This window comes from Paenibacillus sp. FSL H8-0259, from assembly GCF_037963255.1.
Classification (GTDB): Bacteria; Bacillota; Bacilli; order Paenibacillales; family Paenibacillaceae; genus Paenibacillus_AQ; species Paenibacillus_AQ phytohabitans.
In genome coordinates, this window is record NZ_CP150147.1 from 3157798 (window position 1) to 3181647 (window position 23850).

At 51.1% G+C, this 23850-nt stretch carries 22 protein-coding genes and 1 pseudogene; 19 read left to right on the forward strand and 4 right to left on the reverse strand.

All coding sequences use genetic code 11. From position 1 onward, the window contains the following. Window positions 1–70: 70 nt before the first annotated feature. Complete coding sequence (locus NSU01_RS13030) at window positions 71–1822, forward strand: sensor histidine kinase (RefSeq protein WP_042135956.1); 1752 nt, start codon at window positions 71–73, stop codon at window positions 1820–1822. Beyond that, a complete protein-coding gene (locus NSU01_RS13035; RefSeq protein ID WP_042135958.1) occupies window positions 1797–2504 on the forward strand; it encodes a helix-turn-helix domain-containing protein in 708 nt (235 codons plus the stop codon). Before NSU01_RS13030 ends, NSU01_RS13035 begins: the two co-directional genes overlap by 26 nt. Window positions 2505–2550: 46 nt before the next feature. On the opposite strand, the gene NSU01_RS13040 is transcribed toward NSU01_RS13035, so the two are convergent. After that, a complete protein-coding gene (locus NSU01_RS13040; protein ID WP_042135960.1) occupies window positions 2551–3390 on the reverse strand; it encodes a YheC/YheD family protein in 840 nt (279 codons plus the stop codon). Window positions 3391–3463: 73 nt separating this feature from the next. Between NSU01_RS13040 and sbnA the strand changes: the two genes are divergently transcribed. From sbnA to NSU01_RS13075, 7 genes are all read left to right on the forward strand, one after another. Beyond that, on the forward strand, window positions 3464–5770 hold the full coding sequence (gene sbnA / locus NSU01_RS13045) for a 2,3-diaminopropionate biosynthesis protein SbnA (RefSeq protein ID WP_305954221.1): 2307 nt from the start codon (window positions 3464–3466) through the stop codon (window positions 5768–5770). A gap of 20 nt (window positions 5771–5790) precedes the next feature. Next, window positions 5791–6756, forward strand: coding sequence for a 2,3-diaminopropionate biosynthesis protein SbnB (locus NSU01_RS13050; RefSeq protein WP_076246786.1), 966 nt, complete (start codon window positions 5791–5793; stop codon window positions 6754–6756). Window positions 6757–6830: 74 nt separating this feature from the next. Further along, window positions 6831–8342, forward strand: coding sequence for a spore germination protein (locus tag NSU01_RS13055; protein WP_179093585.1), 1512 nt, complete (start codon window positions 6831–6833; stop codon window positions 8340–8342). Between the two features lie 23 nt (window positions 8343–8365). Continuing rightward, window positions 8366–9628 (forward strand): Ger(x)C family spore germination protein, encoded by a 1263-nt coding sequence (locus NSU01_RS13060; RefSeq protein WP_076246780.1) that lies wholly within the window; start codon window positions 8366–8368, stop codon window positions 9626–9628. Continuing rightward, the gene (locus NSU01_RS13065; protein ID WP_076246778.1) at window positions 9625–10731 is read left to right on the forward strand and encodes an endospore germination permease; all 1107 of its coding nucleotides are present in this window, start codon (window positions 9625–9627) and stop codon (window positions 10729–10731) included. The genes NSU01_RS13060 and NSU01_RS13065 overlap by 4 nt, the downstream gene beginning before the upstream one ends. A 143-nt stretch (window positions 10732–10874) precedes the next feature. Beyond that, window positions 10875–11897, forward strand: coding sequence for an FtsH protease activity modulator HflK (gene hflK / locus NSU01_RS13070; RefSeq protein ID WP_081970485.1), 1023 nt, complete (start codon window positions 10875–10877; stop codon window positions 11895–11897). After that, a complete protein-coding gene (locus tag NSU01_RS13075) occupies window positions 11894–12760 on the forward strand; it encodes a protease modulator HflC (RefSeq protein WP_042135968.1) in 867 nt (288 codons plus the stop codon). Before hflK ends, NSU01_RS13075 begins: the two co-directional genes overlap by 4 nt. Before the next feature lie 94 nt (window positions 12761–12854). Here the strand turns inward: NSU01_RS13075 and NSU01_RS13080 are convergent. Next, a pseudogene (locus tag NSU01_RS13080) lies at window positions 12855–12968 on the reverse strand (excalibur calcium-binding domain-containing protein); the annotation flags it as partial. 845 nt (window positions 12969–13813) lie between these two features. On the opposite strand from NSU01_RS13080, the gene NSU01_RS13085 reads away from it, so the two are divergent. Continuing rightward, the gene (locus NSU01_RS13085) at window positions 13814–14833 is read left to right on the forward strand and encodes a diguanylate cyclase (RefSeq protein ID WP_179093584.1); all 1020 of its coding nucleotides are present in this window, start codon (window positions 13814–13816) and stop codon (window positions 14831–14833) included. A gap of 21 nt (window positions 14834–14854) precedes the next feature. Here NSU01_RS13085 and NSU01_RS13090 read toward each other — a convergent pair whose 3' ends face one another. Continuing rightward, window positions 14855–15406, reverse strand: a complete 552-nt coding sequence (locus NSU01_RS13090; RefSeq protein WP_042135972.1) for a dihydrofolate reductase family protein — start codon at window positions 15404–15406, stop codon at window positions 14855–14857. 214 nt (window positions 15407–15620) lie between these two features. Here NSU01_RS13090 and NSU01_RS13095 point away from each other — a divergent pair, with 214 nt between their 5' ends. The 9 genes from NSU01_RS13095 to rhaM all read left to right on the forward strand — a co-directional run bounded on the left by NSU01_RS13095 (window position 15621) and on the right by rhaM (window position 22950). Then, the gene (locus NSU01_RS13095) at window positions 15621–15929 is read left to right on the forward strand and encodes a PadR family transcriptional regulator (RefSeq protein ID WP_269323273.1); all 309 of its coding nucleotides are present in this window, start codon (window positions 15621–15623) and stop codon (window positions 15927–15929) included. After that, window positions 15926–16273: a DUF1048 domain-containing protein gene (locus NSU01_RS13100; protein ID WP_042135976.1), complete on the forward strand. Its 348-nt coding sequence runs from the start codon at window positions 15926–15928 to the stop codon at window positions 16271–16273. Before NSU01_RS13095 ends, NSU01_RS13100 begins: the two co-directional genes overlap by 4 nt. A 12-nt stretch (window positions 16274–16285) precedes the next feature. Then, a complete protein-coding gene (locus NSU01_RS13105) occupies window positions 16286–16627 on the forward strand; it encodes a DUF1048 domain-containing protein (RefSeq protein ID WP_042135978.1) in 342 nt (113 codons plus the stop codon). A gap of 24 nt (window positions 16628–16651) precedes the next feature. Beyond that, the gene (locus NSU01_RS13110) at window positions 16652–17410 is read left to right on the forward strand and encodes an ATP-binding cassette domain-containing protein (RefSeq protein ID WP_076246773.1); all 759 of its coding nucleotides are present in this window, start codon (window positions 16652–16654) and stop codon (window positions 17408–17410) included. Window position 17411: 1 nt separating this feature from the next. Next, on the forward strand, window positions 17412–18182 hold the full coding sequence (locus tag NSU01_RS13115) for an ABC transporter permease (RefSeq protein WP_042135981.1): 771 nt from the start codon (window positions 17412–17414) through the stop codon (window positions 18180–18182). Window positions 18183–18803: 621 nt separating this feature from the next. Then, window positions 18804–20030, forward strand: coding sequence for an MFS transporter (locus NSU01_RS13120; protein WP_076246771.1), 1227 nt, complete (start codon window positions 18804–18806; stop codon window positions 20028–20030). Window position 20031: 1 nt separating this feature from the next. Further along, the gene (locus tag NSU01_RS13125) at window positions 20032–21336 is read left to right on the forward strand and encodes an ectonucleotide pyrophosphatase/phosphodiesterase (protein WP_076246769.1); all 1305 of its coding nucleotides are present in this window, start codon (window positions 20032–20034) and stop codon (window positions 21334–21336) included. Window positions 21337–21422: 86 nt separating this feature from the next. Next, a complete protein-coding gene (locus NSU01_RS13130; RefSeq protein WP_076246767.1) occupies window positions 21423–22511 on the forward strand; it encodes a rhamnogalacturonan acetylesterase in 1089 nt (362 codons plus the stop codon). Window positions 22512–22635: 124 nt separating this feature from the next. Then, window positions 22636–22950 (forward strand): L-rhamnose mutarotase, encoded by a 315-nt coding sequence (gene rhaM / locus NSU01_RS13135; protein WP_076246765.1) that lies wholly within the window; start codon window positions 22636–22638, stop codon window positions 22948–22950. A 129-nt stretch (window positions 22951–23079) separates the two neighbouring features. Here the strand turns inward: rhaM and NSU01_RS13140 are convergent, their stop codons facing one another. Then, a complete protein-coding gene (locus NSU01_RS13140; RefSeq protein ID WP_076246763.1) occupies window positions 23080–23748 on the reverse strand; it encodes an O-methyltransferase in 669 nt (222 codons plus the stop codon). Between the last annotated feature and the right edge of the window lie 102 nt (window positions 23749–23850).

Consider the following 23850-nt stretch of genomic DNA (forward strand, 5'->3'; position numbering starts at 1 on the left):
CTACCGGGTTTTACATGTTCATGGTAGGATTAGAAAAAAAGAAGTCGGGCACCGGGGGGGACAGGCTGCCGTGAGCATTGTACGCAAAATGATATTAGGATATATCCTGCTGATTTTTATTCCGGTCGTTACCTTCGGCTATTATTATTACAGCAAGCTCTATGACAGTGTAAGCAGACAGTTTGTGGAGAGCCGTCAGAAGATACTGGAGCAGGCCTATTCCAATATGAAGGCGGATCTGGCCCGGATCGATTCCACCCAGCGGATGCTCCAGTACAACCCGTATGTCACTGACTATCTGGACGGCAGCTATGAGACGGACTCAGAGAGCATATATGCCTATAACCGTTATATTAATCCGGTGATTCTGCAATCGCTTAATATCAGTCCGGAGATCGACACGTTCAGAATCTATATAACCAAGCAGGGCGTGCTGCCCATTACTGACCGGCTGCTCGAACTATCAGCGCTGGATGAACAGGGTGCCGAGGCTACCCGTATGCTGCGGCCGGGACAGGGCAAATGGATACTCCCCGACTCCAAGGTCGAAGCACCCCCGCTGGTGTTCTATCAGAACATATATAATCATGACTTTACCGAGATTGTCGGACTGCTGGAGCTGCGGGTCGGCAGTGAGCTGATCCGCAAATTCTACCGGGCGACAGGCGGAGGGGATTGGACCGCGCTGCTTCTACCGCCGGAGAGGGAAGGCATTCCCTCGGCGGTTGATCCTGCAACCTGGGCAAGAATGGCATCGGAGGAGTCGCAGACGTATTTCATCAACCGTAAGGTCATCGTCAACCAGCTGTTCATTCAGGAGCTGGGTGTCCGGGTCGCCGTGATCGGCAAGGTATCCGAGGTGTTCCGTTCGATCAGGAGCCAGGAGATCGTGATGATTACCACCTTCGCCGTCCTGCTGGCGTTATTGTCTTTTGCTTATTACACGCTGGCTGCGACGATCACTAAGCGCGTCCTCCGGCTGGCCCGGCATATGCGCAACCTGAATGATGATAATCTGAAGCAGTCGATCAGCAAGGAAGACAAGCCGGGCCGCAAGGATGAGATCAGTTTCCTCACCGAGACTTATAATTCCATGCTCCTGCGTATGGATGAGCTGATCAACAATGTCCACCGTGCGGAGCTGCGCAATAAGGAAGCCGCTTACAAAGTCCTTCAGGCCCAGATCAAGCCGCATTTCCTCTATAATACGCTGGAGACGATCCGGATGCTGGCGGAATCCAACAACGACCAGGAAGTGGCTGAAATCTCGTACTGGTTTGGCAAGCTGATGCGGTACAGCCTGTCCGCCCAAGAGGATCATACGGTCCTCTCCCAAGAGATTGAGACTGTGGTCTTCTACCTCAATATTCATAAAATGCGGCTGCAGAAGAGACTGACCTATGAGGTCGATATCGCTGTGGCTGCCGAGCAGATGAGCTGTCCAAGGTTCATCCTCCAGCCGCTGGTCGAGAATAGCATCATCCATGGAGCCTCCGTGACGCTCCGGCCTGTCCATATCCGCATTCAGGCCGCCGAGACGGAGGACGAGATCAGGATAAGTGTGTCGGACAGCGGCATAGGGATTCCCGAAGACCGGTTGCAGCAGATCCACAGCCGGTTATCCCAGGGAGATGAGGTGAAGCCCCGGGAGGAGGCGGAAGGAGGCGTGGGGCTGTATAACGTCAGCGAGCGGATTAAATCGTTCTATGGCGGAGCTTCCCGGCTGGTTCTGGAGAGTGAGGAGGGCAAGGGTACCTGCTTGACTATTATCATAGCGAAAGGGGCGGCGAGCGAGCATGCGAATCTTAATAGTAGACGATGAGCCGATCATCCTTGGAGGACTGGTCAAGGTGATTGGCGCAGCCGCGCCGGTCGGAACTGAAATCCGGGAGGCCGGCGACGCCTTCGAGGCTCTTGGGATCATGAAGGAATACATGCCGGATGTTACGGTAACCGATCTGCATATGCCGGAGAAAAACGGGTTTGAAATGATGGAGGAGGCCAAGGAGAACGGTTTATGTGAGCGCTTCATTATTCTTACGGGATATGATGATTTTGAATACGCCCGCCGGGCGCTCCGTTACGGCGTGGTGGACTACCTGCTGAAGCCAGTGGACAAGGAGGAGGTGTCCCGTCTGCTGAGTCAAGTGAACCGGGATCTTCCCTCTATGGACAGCACGGACTGTCCTCCTCATGCCAAACGGATTCTTGCGTATACCCGAATGAATTATATGAACGACCTTTCCCTCGATCATCTGGCCGACCTGATGAAGCTTCATCCCAACTACATCAGCAACCTCTTCAAGAAGGTGACCGGCGATACGTTTGTGAATTATCTGAATGCCACCCGGATCAAAGAAGCGCAAAAGCTGCTTAGTGCCCACCGTGATCTGCCAGTTAGCGAGATCGGGCGCCGGGTCGGGTATGAGAATAAGCATTACTTCAATAAAGTATTCAAGAAATATACCGGCAGTACACCGGGTGCCTACCGGGAGGCGCATTGAAGCCTTAGCCCGGAGGGGCGGCGAGCAGAATGCGGGATTCATGCTATCATCTCATCCCGCGTTTTGCCTTCATGCACTTCAGATTATAGGTGCGGCCGTAGGCTTTGGCGTATCTGATCATTTGGTCAAGCATACGGGTGTCCTTAAGTTTGGTGAACGGGCAGGGATCGGGGGCGGTATTCACTTCCAGAATCCATGGGCTAAGCCGCCGGTCTAAGGCGAAATCTACGCCGATTTCATTCAGCGCCGGATAGGCAGAGCTTAACTGAATGGCAGACTTCACGCCAAGTTCGTTCATTTGCGTAATCAGAGCGCTGTGCTTCTTCAGGCTGGTGTGAACGCCAAGCAGTTCCTCGACCGGATATATGGTCCCGCCCTGACTTCCATTCGTAACCACCTTCTGCGGATGCGCGACGCGTCCTGCCGCTCCTGTAGCTTCCCACTTTCCCTGAGGATTGCGCTGCACCATTACGCGGATATCAAACGGCCGCCCGCCGTATGTCAGAAGACGGATACCCTTCTGTACTAAATAGGATTTCCCTCCGGTCTCCTCCATGATTGCTTGATATGCCTTGTCATAATCAGCGAATGTGCTCACCCGTGTACCTGCCTGATAGCGGTAGGTGCATTTTTGCGTCACGACAGAATCTCTCCCGCCAGAGCTGCCCCGGCTTGCAGGTGTCCTCTGTTCAACCCGGATAACCCCCTCGCCAAGTGAGCCGCAGCAGGGCTTAATATATACCATCTGGTATTTCTGCAGCATTGCATGCAGAACACTCCGGCTCATTCTTCGTGTGTCCGGGATATGCCTCTTTAATTCCGGCTTCTCCGCCAGTACTCTTGTCTTCGTCAGTTTACTGGAAATCCGGCTGATCTGCTTCTTCATCGTAACCCTCCGTCCGGTAGCTTCTTATAGGCCATAGTACGGCAGAGAGCGGGCTTTTGATTGGGCAGACGTGATGGGCAGAACACACCGGGAGATTGCTACATATGTTATTGAAGGTGTGAATCCAAGAGGCTGCGGCATGCAGCCGGAGCAGGAGGCATCCATGATGCTGATGGACAATTGGCGGGATAAAGTACTTGAAGTCATCGGGCAGTTTCCCTGGTACAAGGGGCTTATTAGCAGCAGTGAGACTATGAATTACAGTCTGCAGAACCTTCCCCTGATGACCTCGGACATTCTTGAAACCCATTATTATAGCAGCTCACCCGATGCTTCGCTCGCCGTATACCGGACATCGGGTACAAGTACAGGCCGGCGTAAGGCTATAGTCTACTCAGAAGAAGATGACGCCCATTATATCAATATCAAAACCAAGCTGTTCGGTGAGTTGATTGCAGGAAGCGGATGTACTAGGGCGCTGGCCGATATGGGAACCGGACATGCTGCGAATACGGCGCTGGCCATTTTCGAACGGCTGGGACTTGTCAACAGCTCAATCCCCTTCGAGCTGCCGATAGAGCAGCATATCGGGCGGATTCAGGCATTTAAGCCCGACCTGCTGTATACGATGCCCTCTATTCTGGACCATATCGTATATGCTGCTGAAGATCCGCGTTCGCTCGGAATCCGCAAGATCATTCTGGTTGGTGAGATCGCTACAGTGGAGTGGCAGCGGAATATGGCCCGGCTGTTCGGCCTTGAGCCGCAGGACATTACCGATACGTACGGGTCTATTGAAATCGGCACAATCGCGTACTATTCGCATGATCTGGGCCGGTATATCTTTGCTGACGGAATTGTTGCGGAAGTCATCGGAACTGAGGCATTAGGGGAAGGGCTGGACCCTCTGGGAGTTGGCGAAGGCATCCTGGTGCTTACCTCAGCTGTCCGCAGGCTGCTGCCCGCTATCCGTTTTGTTACCTATGATGTCGTAAGGGATTTCAGGACAGTGAAGATAGACGGGACGGAGAAGCAGAGCTTCGGATCTATCGTCAAACGGGTGGGCCGCGAGCTGAAGCACGGGGAGAAGATCAGTATCTACGATATTGAACAGGTGGTCTACCGTCATCTCCAGGATGCAATGATCCGGGTCCAGGTCAGCAATAATGCTTTAACTGTGTATATCCAGAGCAGATCTGCGGTTCCATCCGCAGTTCCGGCGATCAGGGAAGAAATCAGGGAATGCATTCCGGAAATCGGTCTGATGATCCGCAATCATCTGCTTGACGATATTGACGTCATTCTGGCAGCAGAGGACGGGAAGCTCCAGACCGGACAGGTGAAGAACAAGAAGCTGTATTATCAGAAGGATGGAGTCAATGACAGGGCAGAGCTGAACCTGGACACCGGTATCTTGTCGGCCATCGGCAAGACGCCTTTGATCAGGCTGGACCATCTGTTTCCGCGAGGCGGGTTCAGCGTATACGCGAAGATGGAGCTGATGAACCCGGGAGGAAGCGCGAAAGACCGTCCGGCACTGTGGATGATCCGGGAGGCTTGGAAGGAAGGGCTCATCGGGCCGGGTACAGTCATCATTGAATCAAGTTCGGGAAATATGGCGATCAGCCTGGCTATGATCTGCAAATATCTGGGAATGAGCTTCATCAGTGTTGTGGATTCCAGGACGACAGAGATGAATCTTCAGATTCTGAGGGCCCTGGACGCAACCATCGATTATGTTGCCTGTCCCGATCCCGAAACAGGGGAATTTCTGCCGGCCAGACTGAAGCTAGTGCAGCAGCTGCTCGCGGAGGTGCCGGGCAGCTACTGGCCGAACCAGTATGCGAACCCCAATAATTATCTGTCCCATTATCATACAACCATGAAAGAGATCGTGACTGAGCTTGGACAGGTGGATTATCTGTTCTGTGCTGTCAGTACATGCGGGACGATCCGCGGGCTTGCAGAATACGTGAAGGACAACGGGCTGCAGACCCGGATTGTGGCTGTTGATGCGGCGGGCAGCGCAATTTTTGGCGGCAATCAGGAGAAACGGCGGTTCCCCGGACTTGGTGCCGGCATTGTGCCGCCTTTTTGCAGAACAGATTTGATTGACCATATTGTGCATGTTAACGATTCCGATATGGTTCAGGGCTGCCGGGCGCTTGCGCGGAAGGAATCCATTCTGGCCGGAGCGTCCTCCGGGGCAGTTCTTGCGGCCATCCGGCAGATGAAGCAGCAGCTCACTCCCGGAGCTGTCTGCGCCGCTATTCTGCACGATAAGGGTGAACGTTATCTCGATACGGTATTCTCGGATTCCTGGGTTCAGAGCCAGTTCGGACAACAGCTGCCGCCAGCAGATGAAGAGTTCCTAACTTGAGCGCATAAGGAGGAGACAGGTTGCTGTACTTAAATGACCAGGATCTGCGGGCAGTGGGCCTGAATTGGGCTGCTCTTGCAGAATCAGCAGAAGCTGCGGTGCACCTCATTCATACCGGTGATTATGTGCAGCCGGTAAAGCCCTACCTGAGGTACAAGAATCCCCGTAACCGGATCATTGCCATGCCGGCTTATGCCGGGGGGAATGTCAATACAGCCGGGATCAAATGGATTTCCAGCTTCCCTGACAATATCAGGTCGGGTCTCCCGCGTGCGCATAGTATCATCGTATTAAATGACCAGGGTACGGGCCAGCCCTCAGCTATTCTGAACTCGCCGCTTCCCAGCATCGTCAGAACGGCTTCTGTCAGCGGGCTGATGATCCGCCATGTGCTGCAGAGCCGTTCAATGGAGCGGATTCAGCTTGGCATTATCGGCTGGGGGCCTATCGGGCAATATCATTGTCAGATGGTTATGGCTCTGTTCGGAGACCGGATTGAACGGGTCCGTATCTACGATATACGGGGAGCAGACTTGTCAGGAATTCCATCTCCATACATGGAGCGTATGGAAGTGGCAGAGACGTGGGCGGATGTCTACTTGTATTCTAATATTCTCATCACCTGTACAGTGTCCGATCAGCGGTATATTGATATTCCCCCCGCCAAAGGCATGCTGCTGCTGAATGTTTCACTGCGTGATTACAAGCCGGAGGCGCTGGCTTCACTGAAAGCGATCATCGTCGACGACTGGGAGGAAGTATGCCGGGAGAATACGGATATCGAGCAGCTTCACCTGGAACAGGGGCTGACCCGTTCCGGAACACAGACGCTTGCCGATGTCGTCTGCCGCCGCAGCCTCAGTACATTCGCCGCCGATGATCCAATCCTTTTCTGTCCGATGGGCATGGCTGTTTTTGATATCGCTGTGGCGGTGCATTATGTTAAAAAGGCGAGAGAAATGGGGATTGGGACTGAGCTGGCTTAAACGGTGAATGTCCTGGATCTATGCATAATTTCGTCCCCTCCAGCAAATACCAACTGGAGGGGGATGGATGCCGCATGGAACAACAACAAACAGCCAAAGAGCATAATGAGCCAGAGAGATTGTATCCGGATCTTGCATTCAACGTAGAACGGATGGAGCTGGAGTTTCTGGGTTGCTCTGATATTATGTACCGGAATTGCAGCATTGACGGGACCAACCGGGCAACACTGATCTATGTGGACGGGATGTGCGATACGCATGCCGTGGATGAATTTGTGCTGCAGCCGCTGCTGGAGCATTTCCGCAGAAGCACTAAGGTCAATGAAGGCAGAGAGGCAGAGCTGAAAGAGGTCTTTATTCCGACGCTGCAAATCCGCATAGTCTATGATACGAAGGAAGTCATCCAGGCCGTTCTGCGCGGGGAGACGGTTATTTTCACAGAGGCCAACGCTTTTGCGATGGTGGCCAGCCTGATCAAGATGGAGAAACGTTCGATTGAGGAGGCTACTTCGGAGAAGGTTGTCCGCGGCCCGCGGGATGCATTCATGGAAACGCTGCGGACCAATACCTCCCTCCTCCGGCGGCGTATCCGCTCCTCCAAGCTGAAGCTGGAAAGTATGACACTCGGCAGTATCACGGAAACGGATATTGTAATCGGCTATATGGAGGGTATCGTCAAGGAGAGCCTGATCAAGGAAGTGAGAGCCCGTCTGCAAAAAATCCAAATTGACGGGATCATTCATTCCAGCAATATCGAAGAATACATTGAGGATAACGTGTTCTCGCCTTTTCCGCAGATTCAGAATACCGAGCGGCCCGATGTGGCGGTCTCCAGCCTGCTGGAAGGCAAGGTTATTATTATTACGGACAACACGCCGTTTGTGCTCATCGTTCCAATGACCTATTGGTCCGGGCTGCAGGCTGTAGATGATTATACCGACAGATTTATGTATGCCTCCTTTGTGCGCTGGATCAGATATACCTTCGTCCATACTTCACTTTTATTGCCTTCCCTTTACGTGGCATTGACCACTTACCATCTGCAGGTCGTGCCTACACCGCTCGTGGTCAGTATTGCCTTTGCCAGAGAAGGCGTTCCACTTCCGGCAGTGTTTGAGGCTCTGATTATGGAGTTTATCTTCGAGGGTCTGCGTGAAGCAGGGATCAGGCTGCCCCAGCAGGTAGGGCCTGCGGTGAGTATTGCCGGAGCCCTTGTTATTGGACAAGCGGTAGTAGCTGCGGGAATCATATCTACACCCATGGTAATCATTGTGTCTCTGACGGGGATCGCTTCTTTTGCTTTTCCGCTGTATAACCTGGGAGCTGCCTACCGGATGCTCCGGTTTCCTCTGCTCATTGCCGCCGGAATTCTCGGCTTCTATGGAATTGTATTGTTTCTGATTATGCTTTCGGTGCATATGGTGACGCTGAAGCCGTTTGGGATACCTTATATGGCGCCTTATGCGCCGCTGTCTATGGAGAATCTGAATGATGTGCTTGTACGTGCACCCAAATATAAGATGCGCAGGCTGATGCCATGGCTGGCCAATGGCAAGACTGAGCGGTTCCCCAAACGCACCAAATAACCGGCAGGAAGGGACGGGGGCATATGTTCAGGAAAATAAGCTCTGTGTTCCTCGCCTTATCCCTGATTCTGACCGGCTGCTGGGACCGTCAGGAATTGAACGACCAGGCGATTGTCCTGGGCTGGGGCATGGACTTGATGGAGAACGGAGAATATCTGGCTACGGCCAATCTTGTGCTGCCGCTGGTATCCAAATCAGGCGGTCAGGAAAGCGGAGGACAGAGCAGCACATCCGGGTTCATGACCGAAAGTGCCTTCGGCAAGAACAACAGGGATGCCGAACAGAATATGCAGAGAAAGCTTTCGCGGGTACTGTTTCCGGGACACCGGCGGAATATCCTTATCGGGGAGAAGCTGGCGGAGAAGGGGGTCTTCTCCATCATGGACGAGTATGGCCGAAGCCCGATGGTCCGCCCGCGGTCGAATATTTTTGTTGTCAAGGGCGGGACTGCGCAGGAGGCGATGAGCATTGCTTATCAGCTTGAAGCCAATCCGGCAATTGCCGTGCAGAAGATTCAGGAGAAAAGCGGGGCACCGATCAGCCGCTCACTGCTGGACTTCTTCATCATGGCCAATGGCACCGGTTGCGGCGTCATGCCTGCACTCTCGATTGAAACTCCGGAAGTTAATACGGACAAGAAGACACCGGAGGACAGCCCGCCGCAGACGACCTTAAGCTTATACGGGGCGGCTGTTTTTAATGAGAAGCTGAAGCTGGCGGGATATCTGAATTATGATGAATTCTGGGTCAGACTCTGGATTACGAACCGGCTGGCCTTCCGGAATTTCACTACAATTATCAACTCTATTGATGCTGACAAGCCGGGGGGAGCGGCAGCGGATGCCCTCTCTGGAGCAACCAGAGGCAAGACCGTGAGCATTAATGTGGACACCTTCAAGAGTCAAATTACGCCGGTTATGACCGGAGCTCTGCCCAAATTCCGGATTCTGCTGGAGGGAAAAGGGTTCATTGAAGAGAATAATTCACCGCTGAATCTCTCGAGGCCGGACAATGTGCAAAAGGTCGAAGCCCGGATGAATCAAGACCTTGAAGCGAGGATTAAGAAAGTCTTAACCAAAGTGCAGAAGGATTTCAAATGCGATATCTTCGGTTTCGGAGATACGATTCATCACCGCCATCCTTATCAGTGGAAGAAGCTTGCTGCGGATTGGGACACGATCTTTCCGGATATTGATATGGACGTTACCGTTAAGCTGAACCTCACCGGAACAGGCCTGACAGGACAATCGCTGCTTCCAACGAGAGACGGCGGTGAAGGGAAATGAAGATCAACAACCGGCAGCTGTTCTGGATGATTATGATGCTGGAAATCGGGATCAACCTGCTGATTTCGATGACAGCAACGATTCTTTATGCCAAGCAGGACGCCTGGATTTCCTACATTCTGGCTGGAGGCGCGGGTCTGGTCATTACCTATATTGCGTCCAAGCTCAGCTCCCGGTATCCCCGGCAGACCTTGATAGAGTACAGTGTGACTATTCTGGGAAAATGGGGCGGCAAGCTGATTGTCATTCCGTTCATTCTCCAATGGTTCTGGGTGATCAGTCTCATTCTGCGCGATGAATTCTTGTTCATACGCTTGAGTGTCCTCTATAAAACACCTGCCTGGGTAGTCATCGGAACGATGCTGGGCGTAGTTATATACACGGTCTATCATGGAGGCATTGAAGCCATCGGCAGAGTCAGTGAGCTGTGGGGGCCGATTCTGATGATTATTCTTGCGCTCACCTTTGCGCTCACCATCAATAATCTCAATGCGCCGATGCTGCTGCCCGTATATGCAGATACCGGACCGGGACCAATCCTGCAAGGAGCCCTGGCACCGGTCTCGCTGCTGGGCGAATCCGTTCTGCTCATGATGCTGTTTCCCTTTGTGGAGCATCCCGGCAAAGGAACCCGAAAAGCGGTGCTGCTGGGAGTGGCCTTATCCTCGGTAATGCTGCTGTTTGGCGTATTGTGGGTCATTATGACCTTCGGTCCGGCTGTAAGCGGACGGCTGCAATTTCCTTTTTTTGAGATGGTCAAGCTGGTCTATCTGATGGAGTTCATTCAGAATATGGATATATTTGTGATGGCGGTGTGGCTGGTCTGCATATTCGTCAAGCTGTCCATCTATATGTTCATTACCAGCTATGGCGTGGCCCAGTGGACCGGCAAGACCGGCAGCTGGAAAAAAATATCCCTGATCGTAGCCGCAGTCTCGTTCATCCTCACCATGCTGGTGATCATTCTGAATCCTCCGGCCGGGCTGCTGCTGAAGGGGGTATGGATCCGTTATGTGCTGCCTGTGAATATGATCGGAATTCCGCTATTCCTGTGGCTGGTTTCTGCTGTGAAAGCAACCCTTCATACAGATATCCGGCGCTAGTCTTACTGCGAAGAAGAGAAACGCAGTAAAATCCAATAAGATTGAACAAAGTCGCGAAATTTGCGACTTTTTTGTTTTATTTACGTATATGTATCTCTATATAGACTTAAATACGTAAAAAGGAGCGATGCATCTTGAATTTCATGAATGGGGATGGGAATAATCCGATCCCGGGACGCAAGCTTCCCGAGCTGAAACCGGGAATGTACAAGAAGATTGGATTAGGGGTAGCCGCTGCCGCTGTGTTGATTTATATTGGCGCAACTTCATTCTATACCGTGCAGGAGCAGGAACGTGCAGCTATCCTGACCTTCGGCAAATACACCAACGAGTCCTCGGCAGGACTTCATTTCAAATGGCCTTATCCAATACAGGAAGTGATAACAGTGCCTGCGGAGCTGACCCAGCGGATACATATCGGGTACCGCCAGGAGGCAGATGGAGCTGTAGCTGTTGAAGATGAGGCGATGATGATAACAGGCGATGAGAACATCGTATCTGCCGATGCTGTAGTACAGTGGAAGATCAGCAATGTCCGCAATTATCTGTATAACATTGATGACCCGGACAAATTTCTGCGTAACTCGGCCAGCTCCTCCATCCGTGCGGTCATTGGTTCCGAGAAGCTGGATTATGCCATTACAGACGGAAAGACGGTTATTCAGGATAAGGTCCGGGTGCTGCTCGTCGATCTGCAGAAGAAATACAACACCGGTATTCAGATCATTGATATCAAATTCCAGGATATTGAGCCGCCGAGCGGTCAGGTAGAAGAAGCCTTCCGCGAGGTTACCAATGCCCGTGAAGAGAAGAACACGAAGATTAACAACGCCAAGAAATATGAGAACGATATCATCCCTAAGGCACGCGGTGAAGCGCAGGCGCTGATTGAGAGAGCCGAGGGCGAGAAGAAATCACGTATCCTGAATGCGCAAGGCGATGTAGCCCAGTTTAACGCCATATTTGCCGAATATAGCAACAATAAGAGCGTAACCGAAAGCCGGTTGATTCTGGAGACACTGGAGACTATATTACCTAGCGCCAAAATCTTCATTACCAACTCGGATAGCGATACTGTGAATTATCTGCCGCTGAATGAGCTGATGCGCAGCACTCCGGTCAGCCCGGCAGCTTCGGCCACGCCGCAAGGAGGAGATGCAGAGTGACAAGAAACCAGATCATCGGACTGATATCAACTATTGTTCTAGCTATTCTGCTTGCAGGCTCTATGTATGTAGTGAAGGAGGGTGAATACAAGGTAGTCCTGCGCTTCGGTGAAGCGATGCGTACCGTTGAGGAGCCTGGACTGAGGCTGAAAATCCCTTTTATCGAGAATGTCTCAGCTCTCCCCAAGTATCAGATGACATACGAAAGCTCACCCACCAGCATTCTGACGAAGGACCAGAAGCCGATTGTGGTTGATAATTACACCGTCTGGAGAATTACCAATGCCTCGCAATTCCTTAGAACCGTACAATCGGTAGGCGGCGGGATTCAGCGTATTGATGAAGCGGTATATAACTCCGTGCGGCGCAAGCTGTCGGAAGTCAATTATGAGAATATTATCAGTGAAGACACCGGACGGGGCAATATTAACGATGAGATCACCAATGATGTCATTGCCGCCTTAACCCGTGATAATTACGGGATTGAAGTGATTGACGTACGGATCAAACGTACGGATCTGCCGGAGGAGAACAAACAAAGTGTGTACAACCGGATGATATCGGACCGCCAGTCCATTGCCGCGCGTTATCTGTCCGAAGGTGACGAGGAATCCAAGAAAATAACCTCCAAGGCCGACCGCTCCTCAAGAGAGCTGATGGCCCAGGCCGAAGCCGATTCTAAGAAAATCATTGCTGAAGGAGAAGGGGAAGCCGCCAGAATCTATAACCAGGCCTATGGAAAGTCTCCCGAGTTCTATAGCTTCTATCGTACGCTGGAGAGTTATGTGACCACGCTGAAGAATGAGCCGGTTATTATGATACCGATTGACTCGCCATATGCCAAAATATTGATGGGGCAATAACCTCATCTGATCTATTGGCGGGATGAAATATGAGAGGCCCATGCGGTTTGCGCATGGGCCTCTTTGATATGCTGCTGAGTGTATTCACCTATTTTTATTCACAGCCTACGCCGTCACCATCCCGATCCAGTTTGCGCGAGTACCCTGGTTCTCCGGCACGGATGGGGTCAGCTCCTGCCGCCCGAACAGCATCACAATTCTTGTAATATACATCCTGGACAGGTGCTTTAGTGGCCGCAGGTTTGTTGGTGGCCTTGGGTTTTGTTGTGGTGACAGGTTTGTTGGTAGCCTTGGGCTTGGTTGTGGTGACGGGTTTGTTGGTGGCTTTAGGTTTGGTTGTAGTAACGGGTTTCTTAGTTGGAACAGGTTTCTGTGTTGGAATGGAGGCAAGTGTATTTCTTGAGACACCCGGTTCCTCTGTTGCAACAGACTTCGTGGTGGCCCCAGGAGCTGGTGAAGGTGAGGGGGCTGCCGCGCTTAAAGTCTGATCTTCGGTTTTGGGAATAATAACGATTGCAATAATGAAACAAAGGAGCAGCTGAATTCCTGCGTACTTTGAAACCTTCTTCCGGTTACGGTGATCCTCATTCCCCCACCAGATCACTTTCTGAGGGAAGATCATTCCGAATAACCAGACAGGGATGGCGGCGAGGGCAAGGAAAAGGAAATTGAAGGCGATTACTACAAGGAAAGGGAAGGATAATAGCAGGAGGATTTCAAACAAAATAACAATTGCACTAATGATGAGAGCTTTTTTTGAACGTGACATAATAAACCCCTTTAATGTATTAGTTGACTCCAATTAGTTTAACAATTAAAGGGAATTTTTTCTATATAAAACGACCCCATCTTTCGACAAAAATGCAAACGATTTTGGGGGTTATTTTGATAGAGAATTACACGAATGTACATGCTATACTGATGGGGTGTCTTCAACTATCCCTATAGAATCAAAGGGGATATCACTTATTTTGTAAGGGGTATGTTATGCTTGTTAATTTGCTCATCAATTTTTCATTGCTTACTACGTTTATCTTTTTCGGGGATATGATATTGGCCCTCTTAAAAGGAAAGCGGGCGTTCTCCAAGCTTCAATTACATGCTTTATACGGAATCGGGTTTGGACTGTTTGGCATTGTTCAGCTGTATTTTGCTTTTCCTTTAGGCGATGGCACCATTATAGACTTCCGGCAAGTCTCAATCCTGGCATCCACATATCTTGGCGGGCCTGTTACCGGGATGATTTCGACAAGTTTAATTGCTTTGTTCCGGCTTTTTTTCCTTGGTCAAATTAATGAAGCGACCCTGTTGGGTGTTGTAAATATCGTGATTACTTTTCTGGTGGGCGTTTTTGCTTTTTCGCTTAAAATCCCCGCATTTTACCGGTGGCTGGCTGCAGCTTGCGGTATGGTCATACTCTCCACCTGTATACTGCTTCCGCTGGTAGGCTGGACTAACATAGGCACGATTCTTTTATTTGACATGATCTGTTTCATGGCATGCCTGTTTAATTATCTGCTCATTAACCACCTGGAGAAATCCCATGACGCATTAGAAATGTTTAAAGAGGCGGCAGAGCGGGATTTTCTTACGGGACTCCATAATCCCCGGTCCTTTAATCTGATTTTCAAAAAAACGGCGGAAATAAGCGCGCTCCAGAATGAACCGTTCTCTCTGCTGTTAATAGATATCGATCATTTCAAGGTTGTTAATGATACATACGGGCATGCGGCCGGAGATGTGGTCCTGTCCAAACTCGCTGATATTCTCCAGTCCGGTATCCGTATACGCGATTATTGTGCGCGCAAAGGAGGGGAAGAGTTCGCGGTTCTGCTTCTGCGGTGTACGGCGGATAAGGGCATGACGGTTGCCGAGAAGCTGCGTTCCTCGGTTCAAGACAGCATCTTTGTACTCCCTGACCAGTCCCAGCTAAGGATAACGATTTCTGTAGGGGTTTCTTCTTTTCCGGAATCTGCCCCGGCAGAAATGCTGGAGAAAGCCGACGAAGCTCTATATGAGGCTAAAGGAAAAGGCAGAAACCAGGTATGCTATGCTGAAGCGCTTCTTACATAAACTCGGTGATCAGTCAGGCGGTTAACGGACGGGCGTATAGTGGAGCACCACGACGCCGGAGCCGAAGGTTGTGGTTCCGCTCAGCTTCAGATCCAGCCGGTCACGGATTTCCCCCAATAACTTAGGACCGTGTCCGGCAACAATTGGCTGTACCAGGAAGTGATATTCATCCACCAAGTCTAGCCCTGCCAGAGTGGAGCCCAGGCCGGGACCGCCGTTAACGATCAGGCTCTTTCCTTCTGCCGTAAGCTGCTGCACTTCCTCTAATACGGTCCCCGTTAGCAAAAAAGAGTTCTGCCACGACAAGTGATCCAGCGTCCGCGAGAAGACATACTTGGGTTTCCGGTCGAGCTTATGTGCAAAGTCGACCATAAATTGGGGTCCTTCACCGCTAATAGCAATGGCTGGCCAAGCGCCTTCCATCAGCTGGTAGATTTTACGTCCCATAAGCAGGCCATCGGCCTGGTCCATCAAATCCGCCGTATACTGGTGGAGCTCCTCATCCGCTATCACCTGCGTGTGGTCGCAGCAACCGTCCAGTGTCACATTCATCTGCAGAATTACACGTCCCATATGCAGCCTCCTTATGTTACATTTTAGCCCGCTAAATACAGCTTTAGTTTAACGGACGAGGGGGGATTAAACAAATCCGCCCTTTAGCATAATTATCAGATTAACAGCTATTGACAATCTGCTACTATGTGTTACTATGTAGTGGTAGTAAGTAATACTGAATACCAGTCATACAGAGTAGTGAGGAGGAATTGTGCTGGATAATCTGACAGAAATGCTCAAGGGCGTACTTGAGGGCTGTGTCCTTGAAATTATAAGCCGCAACGAAACCTACGGTTACGAAATCACAAGGCAGCTGAATGCCCTCGGCTTCACCGATGTTGTAGAGGGAACGGTGTACACCATCCTGATCCGGCTTGAGAAAAGCCAGCTGGTCGATACCACTAAGAAACCTTCGGATATGGGGCCGCCGCGAAAGTTCTTCGCGCTGAATGATGCGGGGCGTGAGGAGCTGCAGAAGTTTTGGGGGAAATGGGAGTTTGTATCATCCAAAATGAACGAGTTAAAGGAGAGAAATCAATGAATTTTTGGGATAAGATCACCGGCAGAGATATGACCAAAGAATTCCAGGCTTTTGAGTTGCGGGTAAAAAAGCTCCCGCCTGATTATCAGACGGCCTGGGAAAAAATTAAAGCCGAGCTTTGGCCGCATTCTGATTTCACCGGCCGTAACCTCATGCCCATTCTTGACGGTGTGCTTGGCCTGCTGGAAGAAACGGCGGCGGACGGCCAGAATGCCCGGGAGGTATTAGGTGATGATATCCGGGGCTTCTGTTCAGCGCTGGCGGGTGAAGAAGGGGCAAAGTCTTACCGCGACAAGTGGCGCCAGCAGCTTAATGATAATATTGCCCGGAAATTAGGGAAGTAGGAGGAGGATACAATGAAAATACGGGATATGATCGAGGGGAAAAAAGAGTGGCGGGCGCATGTTGCGCGTGTCAAAGCACTGCCGCAGGATTACCAGATTGTCTATAAAGAGCTGCAAAAATATCTGTTTAAGGTCGGTCCTGTGGAGCTGACGGAGGGGAATGGCTTGCTCTCGGGGATTGTCGATCTTTTTGAGGAGGGCGCTGCACTGGGGAAAGGGGTGCTTGAAGTGACGGGCAATGACGTAGCGGCGTTCTGCGACGACCTCATCAAAGATTCCAAAACCTACGCTGATCTCTATCAGGAATCTGTGGACCAGGAAGTAGCCAAGGCCATGAAAAAGGCAACGGACTAAACAAAGTGAACGGGGGAAGCAGAAATGGGCAATGCCATTGAAGTGAAAGGTCTGCGAAAGTCCTTCAATAATATAGAAGTTCTGAAGGGCGTCGACTTTGAGGTGCGGAGCGGCGAAATTTACGCTCTGCTCGGTTCCAACGGTGCGGGGAAGACAACAATTGTCAGAACCCTAACTACGCTGCTGAAACAGGATGGGGGAAGTGCAACCGTAAACGGCTTTGATGTCGCATCGAAGCCTGATCATGTACGCCAGTCGATCAGCCTGACCGGACAATTTGCTGCCGTGGATGAGATATTGACCGGGCGGGAGAATCTGATCATGATCGCCAGGCTCCGGCACCTGAACCATCCGCTTCAGCTAGCAGACGATCTATTGAAGCGGTTCGGCCTGACTGAAGCCGGGAGCCGCAGAGTATCAACCTATTCAGGCGGGATGCGCCGGAGGCTCGACATCGCCATGAGCCTTGTGGGAGAACCGCAGCTTATCTTCCTCGACGAGCCGACCACCGGACTTGACCCCGAAGGGCGGATCGAAGTCTGGAAGACAGTCAAAGAGCTTGCCGCTAAGGGCACGACTGTATTTCTGACCACGCAGTATTTGGAGGAGGCCGAACAGCTGGCCGATCAAATCGCTATTCTGCATGAGGGCAGGATTATTGCGAGCGGCACACTCACGGAGCTGAAGAAGCTGTTTCCGCCTGACAAGGTGGAGTACGTGGAGAAACAACCCACATTAGAAGAGATATTCCTTGCCATCACCGGTAATAGGGAGGGAAAGTAAAATGGAAATGACAGCGAGACACTTCTTCAGTGATATGAGCGTTATGCTTGGACGTTCCATGCGCCATATTATCCGCAGCCTGGATACCATCATCACAGTCACCATCACTCCGATTGCCATGCTGCTGCTGTTCGTTTATGTGTTCGGCGGGGCCATTCAGACCGGCACGGACAACTATGTGAATTACCTGCTGCCCGGCATCCTGCTGATTGCAATTGCCAGCGGCATCTCCTATACGGCCTACCGGCTGTTCATGGATATGCAGAGCGGCATCTTCGAACGGTTCCACTCGATGCCGATTGCGCGCTCGGCGGCGCTCTGGGGGCATGTGCTGACCTCACTCGTGTCCAATGCGATTTCGGTTGCCGTCATCATTCTTGTAGCGCTCCTTATGGGCTTCCGCTCTCCGGCTGGCGTATTATCATGGCTTGCCGTGGCCGGTATACTCGCACTGTTCACGCTGGCCCTGACTTGGATCGCGGCGATTGCCGGACTGTCCGCCAAATCGGTAGACGGCGCAGGCGCCTTTTCCTACCCGCTAATCTTCCTTCCCTTCATCAGCTCCGCATTTGTGCCTACTGAAACTATGCCGCGGGCTGTCCGCGCCTTTGCCGAGAACCAGCCGGTGACCTCCATAGTGGAGACTATCCGCGCCCTGTTGGCGGGGCAGCCTGCCGGACATGACATCTGGACTGCACTTGCCTGGTGCCTGGGGATACTGGTTGCCGCATATCTGTTTGCGATGCGCGTATACAAACGGAAGGCGGCGTGAACGGCTGCCCGGTTTCTGATATTAAAAGCATGGCGCCTTCCCGGACCTTCCGGGACAGGTGCCATTTTTATGTGCGGACTAGGTATTGTCCCGGCGTTTCAATTGCTGGTGTTCTTAGACGCCTTAGCTGCGGTTTTACCGTTTCATCGGCTTTCTGTGGCTGATTTCTGATAACTTGTCATGAAATCCTGCACAGAATACAACATTTCCCTTCTGATATCGCCCCAAATCCGGAATTGTTGTATGAAATGCAGGATTTTACCTTTTTCAAGCGGCTTAGCCGAATTATTCTTGTATTTTATACAACAATCCTCCCGGAAACCTAACTATCAATGATCAAAAGTTGTAAAACGTACAACATTTATGTCGACAGTGTTTACTGAAAAGTCTCCATTCTGTTGCAGCGCCCTCTGCCCGTGTATTCCGTGAATCTAGTGAGCTTAATCTATATTTTTCACCCTATCCTTTGGTAATTCAGGTTATAATGACCATGTATATTGCAGGATATTAGGAAGGCTATTGCCACTAAACCAGAGATTCTGTGATTTTACATCCCATTAACATGCTTCATATGTTCGCGTGATATAACTGAAACAATCGGTTATTGGAGGAGAAGATTAGATGAAGCTGAGTAAAGAGGAGAAATCATGGATTCTGTATGACTGCGGTAATTCTGCCTACTCGATGGCGGTGACTACGGCGCTTTTGCCCATTATCTTCGGCATGTTCACCACTGTGGGCAGCAGTATGGATTTGGGCTATTTCAATTCCATTGCCAGTATTCTGGTGGCGGTGCTCAGTCCGATCCTGGGGACGATTGCCGATTACAAGGACAGGAAGAAGCGCTTCTTTATCTTCTTCGCTGCGGTAGGCGTGCTTGCTACGGCTTCCCTGGCCTTCGTGTCACCGGATAGCGGACAATGGCAGCTGCTGATTGCTTTTTACATTCTGTCAGCGGTCGGGTTTGCCGGGGCTAATATCTTCTATGATTCCTTCCTGGTTGATATTACAGATGATGAGCGGATGGATAAGGTATCCACAAGAGGGTTTGCCTTCGGTTACATCTTCAGCTGTATTCCGTTCGGAATCAGTCTGCTGCTGATCTTCATGATGGGGATGGATAAGGCCATCGGCTATCAGATTGGATTCATCATCACTGCACTATGGTGGGGGCTGCTCACTGTGCCTATGATCAGAGATGTGAAGCAGCGCTACTACATTGAGCCTGAACCTAATCCGGTTGCAAACAGCTTCAAAAGAATGGCGAACACCTTCATGAATATCCGCCGGCACAAAATTGTATTTGTGTTCCTGATTGCTTATTTCTTCTATATCGACGGGGTAGATACCATTATTAAAATGGTGGTGCCGTATGCGACTTCGGTACTGGGCGGGGATTCCCTGGACACTTTCACCCTGTTGGGAATTCTGCTAATCATCCAGATCATTGCCTTTCCGTGTGCGATCCTCTATGGTAATCTGGCCAAAACCCACTCTGCCCGCAAGCTGATTATCTTCGGGATTTTCACTTATATCATTTCCTGTATTGCGGCTTTCTTCATCACCTCAGTGTGGCATATCTTTATTCTCGGCGCGCTCATCGGTTCGGCCCAGGGCGGCATCCAGGCGCTCAGCCGCTCGTATTTCGCCAAAATCATTCCGAAGGAGAATTCCAATGAATTCTTCGGCTTCTATAATATCTTCGGCAAGTTCGCGGCAATTCTCGGCCCGGCGCTGATGTCACTGACTACGACGTTAACGGGCGAGGCCCGCTTTAGCATTTTATCCATCATTCCGCTGTTTCTGATCGGATTCTTCATCTTCATCACACTACCTAAGGGGAACTGACATGGAACCGACAACGCCTCGCGCGCCATTAGCTAAACATCTGATCGTCATTTCCTACGATGCCTTCTCGGAGGACAACTGGGAACTGGCCAGCCGGCTGCCCAATTTATCCAGACTGATTAAGCAAGGTGCCCACAGCAACCGCTTGCGGAGCGTATACCCCACACTCACCTATGTAGTTCATACCACCATCGCTACCGGCGTTCATCCGGACAAGCACGGCATTCACCACAACAATCCGCTGCAGCCGTTCGTGAAGGAGGAGGATCAGCGCTGGTTCTGGTTCCGTGAGGCGGTCAAGGTACCGACAATTTATGATGCTGCACGTAAGGCAGGGCTCAGTACCGCCGGACTCCTCTGGCCGGTTTCGGGCAAGTCCTCGATCCGGTATAATATCCCGGAAATCAGGGCGCTGAAAGGTGAGAATCAGGCACTTAAGGTGCTGAGAAGCGGCAGTCCCGCCTACTGCATCCGGATGGAGCTGAAATACGGCCGGATCAGGCAAGGGATTACCCAGCCTTATCTGGATGACTTTACAACGAAGTGTGCGATAGACACGATTAAGCGCAACAAGCCTAATCTGCTCATGATGCATCTGATTGACCTGGATGATGCCAAACATCTGTACGGGACAGACAGCGAAGAGGTGAAAGAAGTCATCCTGCGCATGGATAACCGGCTGGGTGAGATCCTGCAGGCTGTGGAAGATACCGGGATCAGGCAGGATACGGTAATTATGGTGCTCGGAGACCACGGCCAGTTCAATGTGCGCTACAAAGTGCATTTGAACAAGCTTTTGCAGGCAAAGGGTCTGATCTATGAAGAGGGCGGCGTAATGAAATGGCGGGCATACTTCCAGTGCGGCGGAGGTTCAGCGTACCTGCATGTCCGGCCGGGAGACGAAGAAGCAGAGCGGCTCGCGCTCACGGCTATTGAAGAATGTAGGCAGAATGACATGTCAGGGGTTGAAAGCGTATACCACAGAGAGACATTAGACCGTCTTCATGCAAGCCATTCCACAAGAGTAATGCTTGAAGCGCGGCGCGGCTATTCCTTTGATGAGAGTCTGGAGGAGCAGCTGGTTGTCGATTTGCAGACACATGGAATTCGTTATGCTACGCATGGTTATTCTCCTGACAAAAGCGGCTACCGGTGCAATTTTGTCGTCTCCGGCGGCATGATTAAACAGGACTATTCCATCGGCGACATCGAAATGGTCGATATTGCGCCAACGCTGGGAAGAATTCTGGGGATCGATTTCGGGCATGGCGACGGGAGAGTGCTGGAGGAGATTGTCCGGGAATAAAAAAGTGCAAAACCGGCAAAAGAGTCCGATTGTCTTCTATAGCCGGATGAATTAGTGTAGACGGGAAAAGAAAGGTGGATGCCCGTATGATATTTAACTATTCGTTTGTACCCGCATTGGATAGCCTGTATGACATGGAACAGGGTTATGGCTTTGCCGCTGCGCCGGCAGGCTCGAAGAATGAGGAGCTCAAGGATTCATGGCCCGGAGATTATTTCTCTCCTGCGGTGCCGACACTGCTGATGGATGTGCCGAATGGCAATTACACCGTAACGCTGGAGATCGGTTCACCGGACACCTCCGCCGTTACTACCGTAAGAGAAGGACTCGGCCGGCTCAGACTGCTTGAGCTGAAGACCGGGCCCGGTGAGATCACCACCCGCAGCTTTGCTGTGCATGTCGAGGATGGTGTGCTCAAGCTGGCTTTCGGCGGTGCTGCACCAAGTGTGCGGCAGGTGACGGTTAACCGGGTAAGCTCCATCCCTACTCTATTTCTTGCCGGAGATTCTACCGTAACGGATCAGGCCTCGGGGCAATTCCCTTATACAGGCTGGGGCCAAATGATCGGATTGTACCTGGATGAAGACATTGCTGTGGCGAATCATGCACGTTCCGGCAGAAGCGCCAGAACCTTTATTGAGGAGAGCCGTCTGCTGCGGATAGCCAAAAGACTGCGCAAGGGCGACTTCCTGCTTGTACAATTTGCCCACAACGATGAGAAGGAAACAGAAGAAGGTGCGGGTCCGTTCACAACCTATCAGCACTACCTGAAGCAATATATTGATCTTGCGCGGTCAGCCGGCGCGTATCCTGTGCTTGTAGCACCCATGCACCGGCGGTTCTTCGAGGAGGATGGGGCCATCCGGAATACCCACGGGGATTATATTGAAGCTATGAGGCAGCTGGCCGTCCGGGAAGCTGTACCCTTTGTGGATCTCGCTTCACTCAGCAAAGTATATTTTGAGGAGCTTGGTGAGGCTCGTTCCAAGCAAGTATTTCTGTGGGCGGAACCGGGCCAATATGCTAACCTTCCTGAGGGAGCAGAGGATAACACGCATTTCTCGGAAGCCGGGGCCATAGAAATGGCCAGACTGGTAGCGAAGGGGCTACAGCAGACAGAGGCGGACAAGCTCAAGCGGCATCTGATCAGCGATATAGGGGATTCCTTGATTTAAGTCAGATATTCGAGTTTATTTGTGTTTATTTATATTCAATAAAGTTCACTTGTGCTTTATAATGTTCAATATAATAGTTCATTTAAGTTATAACTACACCCCTATATGTCTGGAGAGCTGAACAGTGATTAGAAAAGCGAGTGTTATGCATGTTTATCCCGATGCTTATGAGGAGTACAAACGCCGTCATGATGAGCTTTGGCCGGATATGGCTGAAGAGCTGAAGAACCATGGCGCACATAATTATTCTATTTTTCTGGATGAAGAAACGGGCAGCCTGTTTGCTTACGTAGAGATTGAAGACGAAGAGCGGTGGGATCAGATGTCGCAGACGGAGATTTGCCGGAAGTGGTGGGTGTATATGGAGCCGTTAATGGAGACTAACCCTGACCACAGCCCGGTGTCCAAGAATTTGAAAGATGTATTCTACTTAAAATAACCGATAGCCAAGAGTGCCCTGTGATATTGCGGGGCACTTTTGTATTGTACAAGAGAGTGAAGCGGACTGAGAATCGCTTATCTTGTTCATACTGACGATTCATGCACAATAACAGCAAGATATAGACATTCAAATAACAATGCCAAGCACGAAGCCGTCGTACCCCTTGCTGCCTACCGTCTGCAGTGCAGTGGCCTCTATCCGTGGTTCCGCGGAGAGCAGGTCTATAAACTGACGGATGCCTTGTACGCGGTCATCTGTACTATGCGCTTGAATGACTTCACCATCACGCACTACGTTATCGGCCACAATTACCGCTCCCGGCCGGGCCAGCTTCAATGCCCATTTCAGATAATGGGGATTGTTCGGTTTATCGGCGTCAATAAAGATGAAGTCAAAAGGGCCATGACCCCGGGCTTCAAGTGTCGCCAGCGTCTCAAGTGCCGGCCCCTCAATCACCTCCGTTTTATCCGCTAACCCTGCCATTCTCAGATTATCCTCAGCGACGACTACATGTTCATGCTCGAACTCGAGCGAAACCAGTCTTCCTGCTTCCGGCAACGCCCTGGCCAGCCAAATGGTGCTGTAGCCGCCCAGCGTGCCGATCTCCAGAATATTAACGGCACCTTTCATTTTAGCCAGAAGATACAGCAGCTTCCCCTGGTTCGGAGCAACATCAATCGCCGGTAATCCTGCACCTTCATTAGCGCCCAGAACGGCGTCCAGCACCGGATCTGCCGCCAGCAGCTTGTCATTGAAATACGCGTCAACCTTACTCCATTTGTTCTGTTCTTTCATGTGAATCCCTCCGTTTGGTTAAGTGTTGTATTGGATCTGTTTTAAATATAAGGTAAAATAATTCATAAAACTAATATATGTTTTTATAGTTTGCATATAATT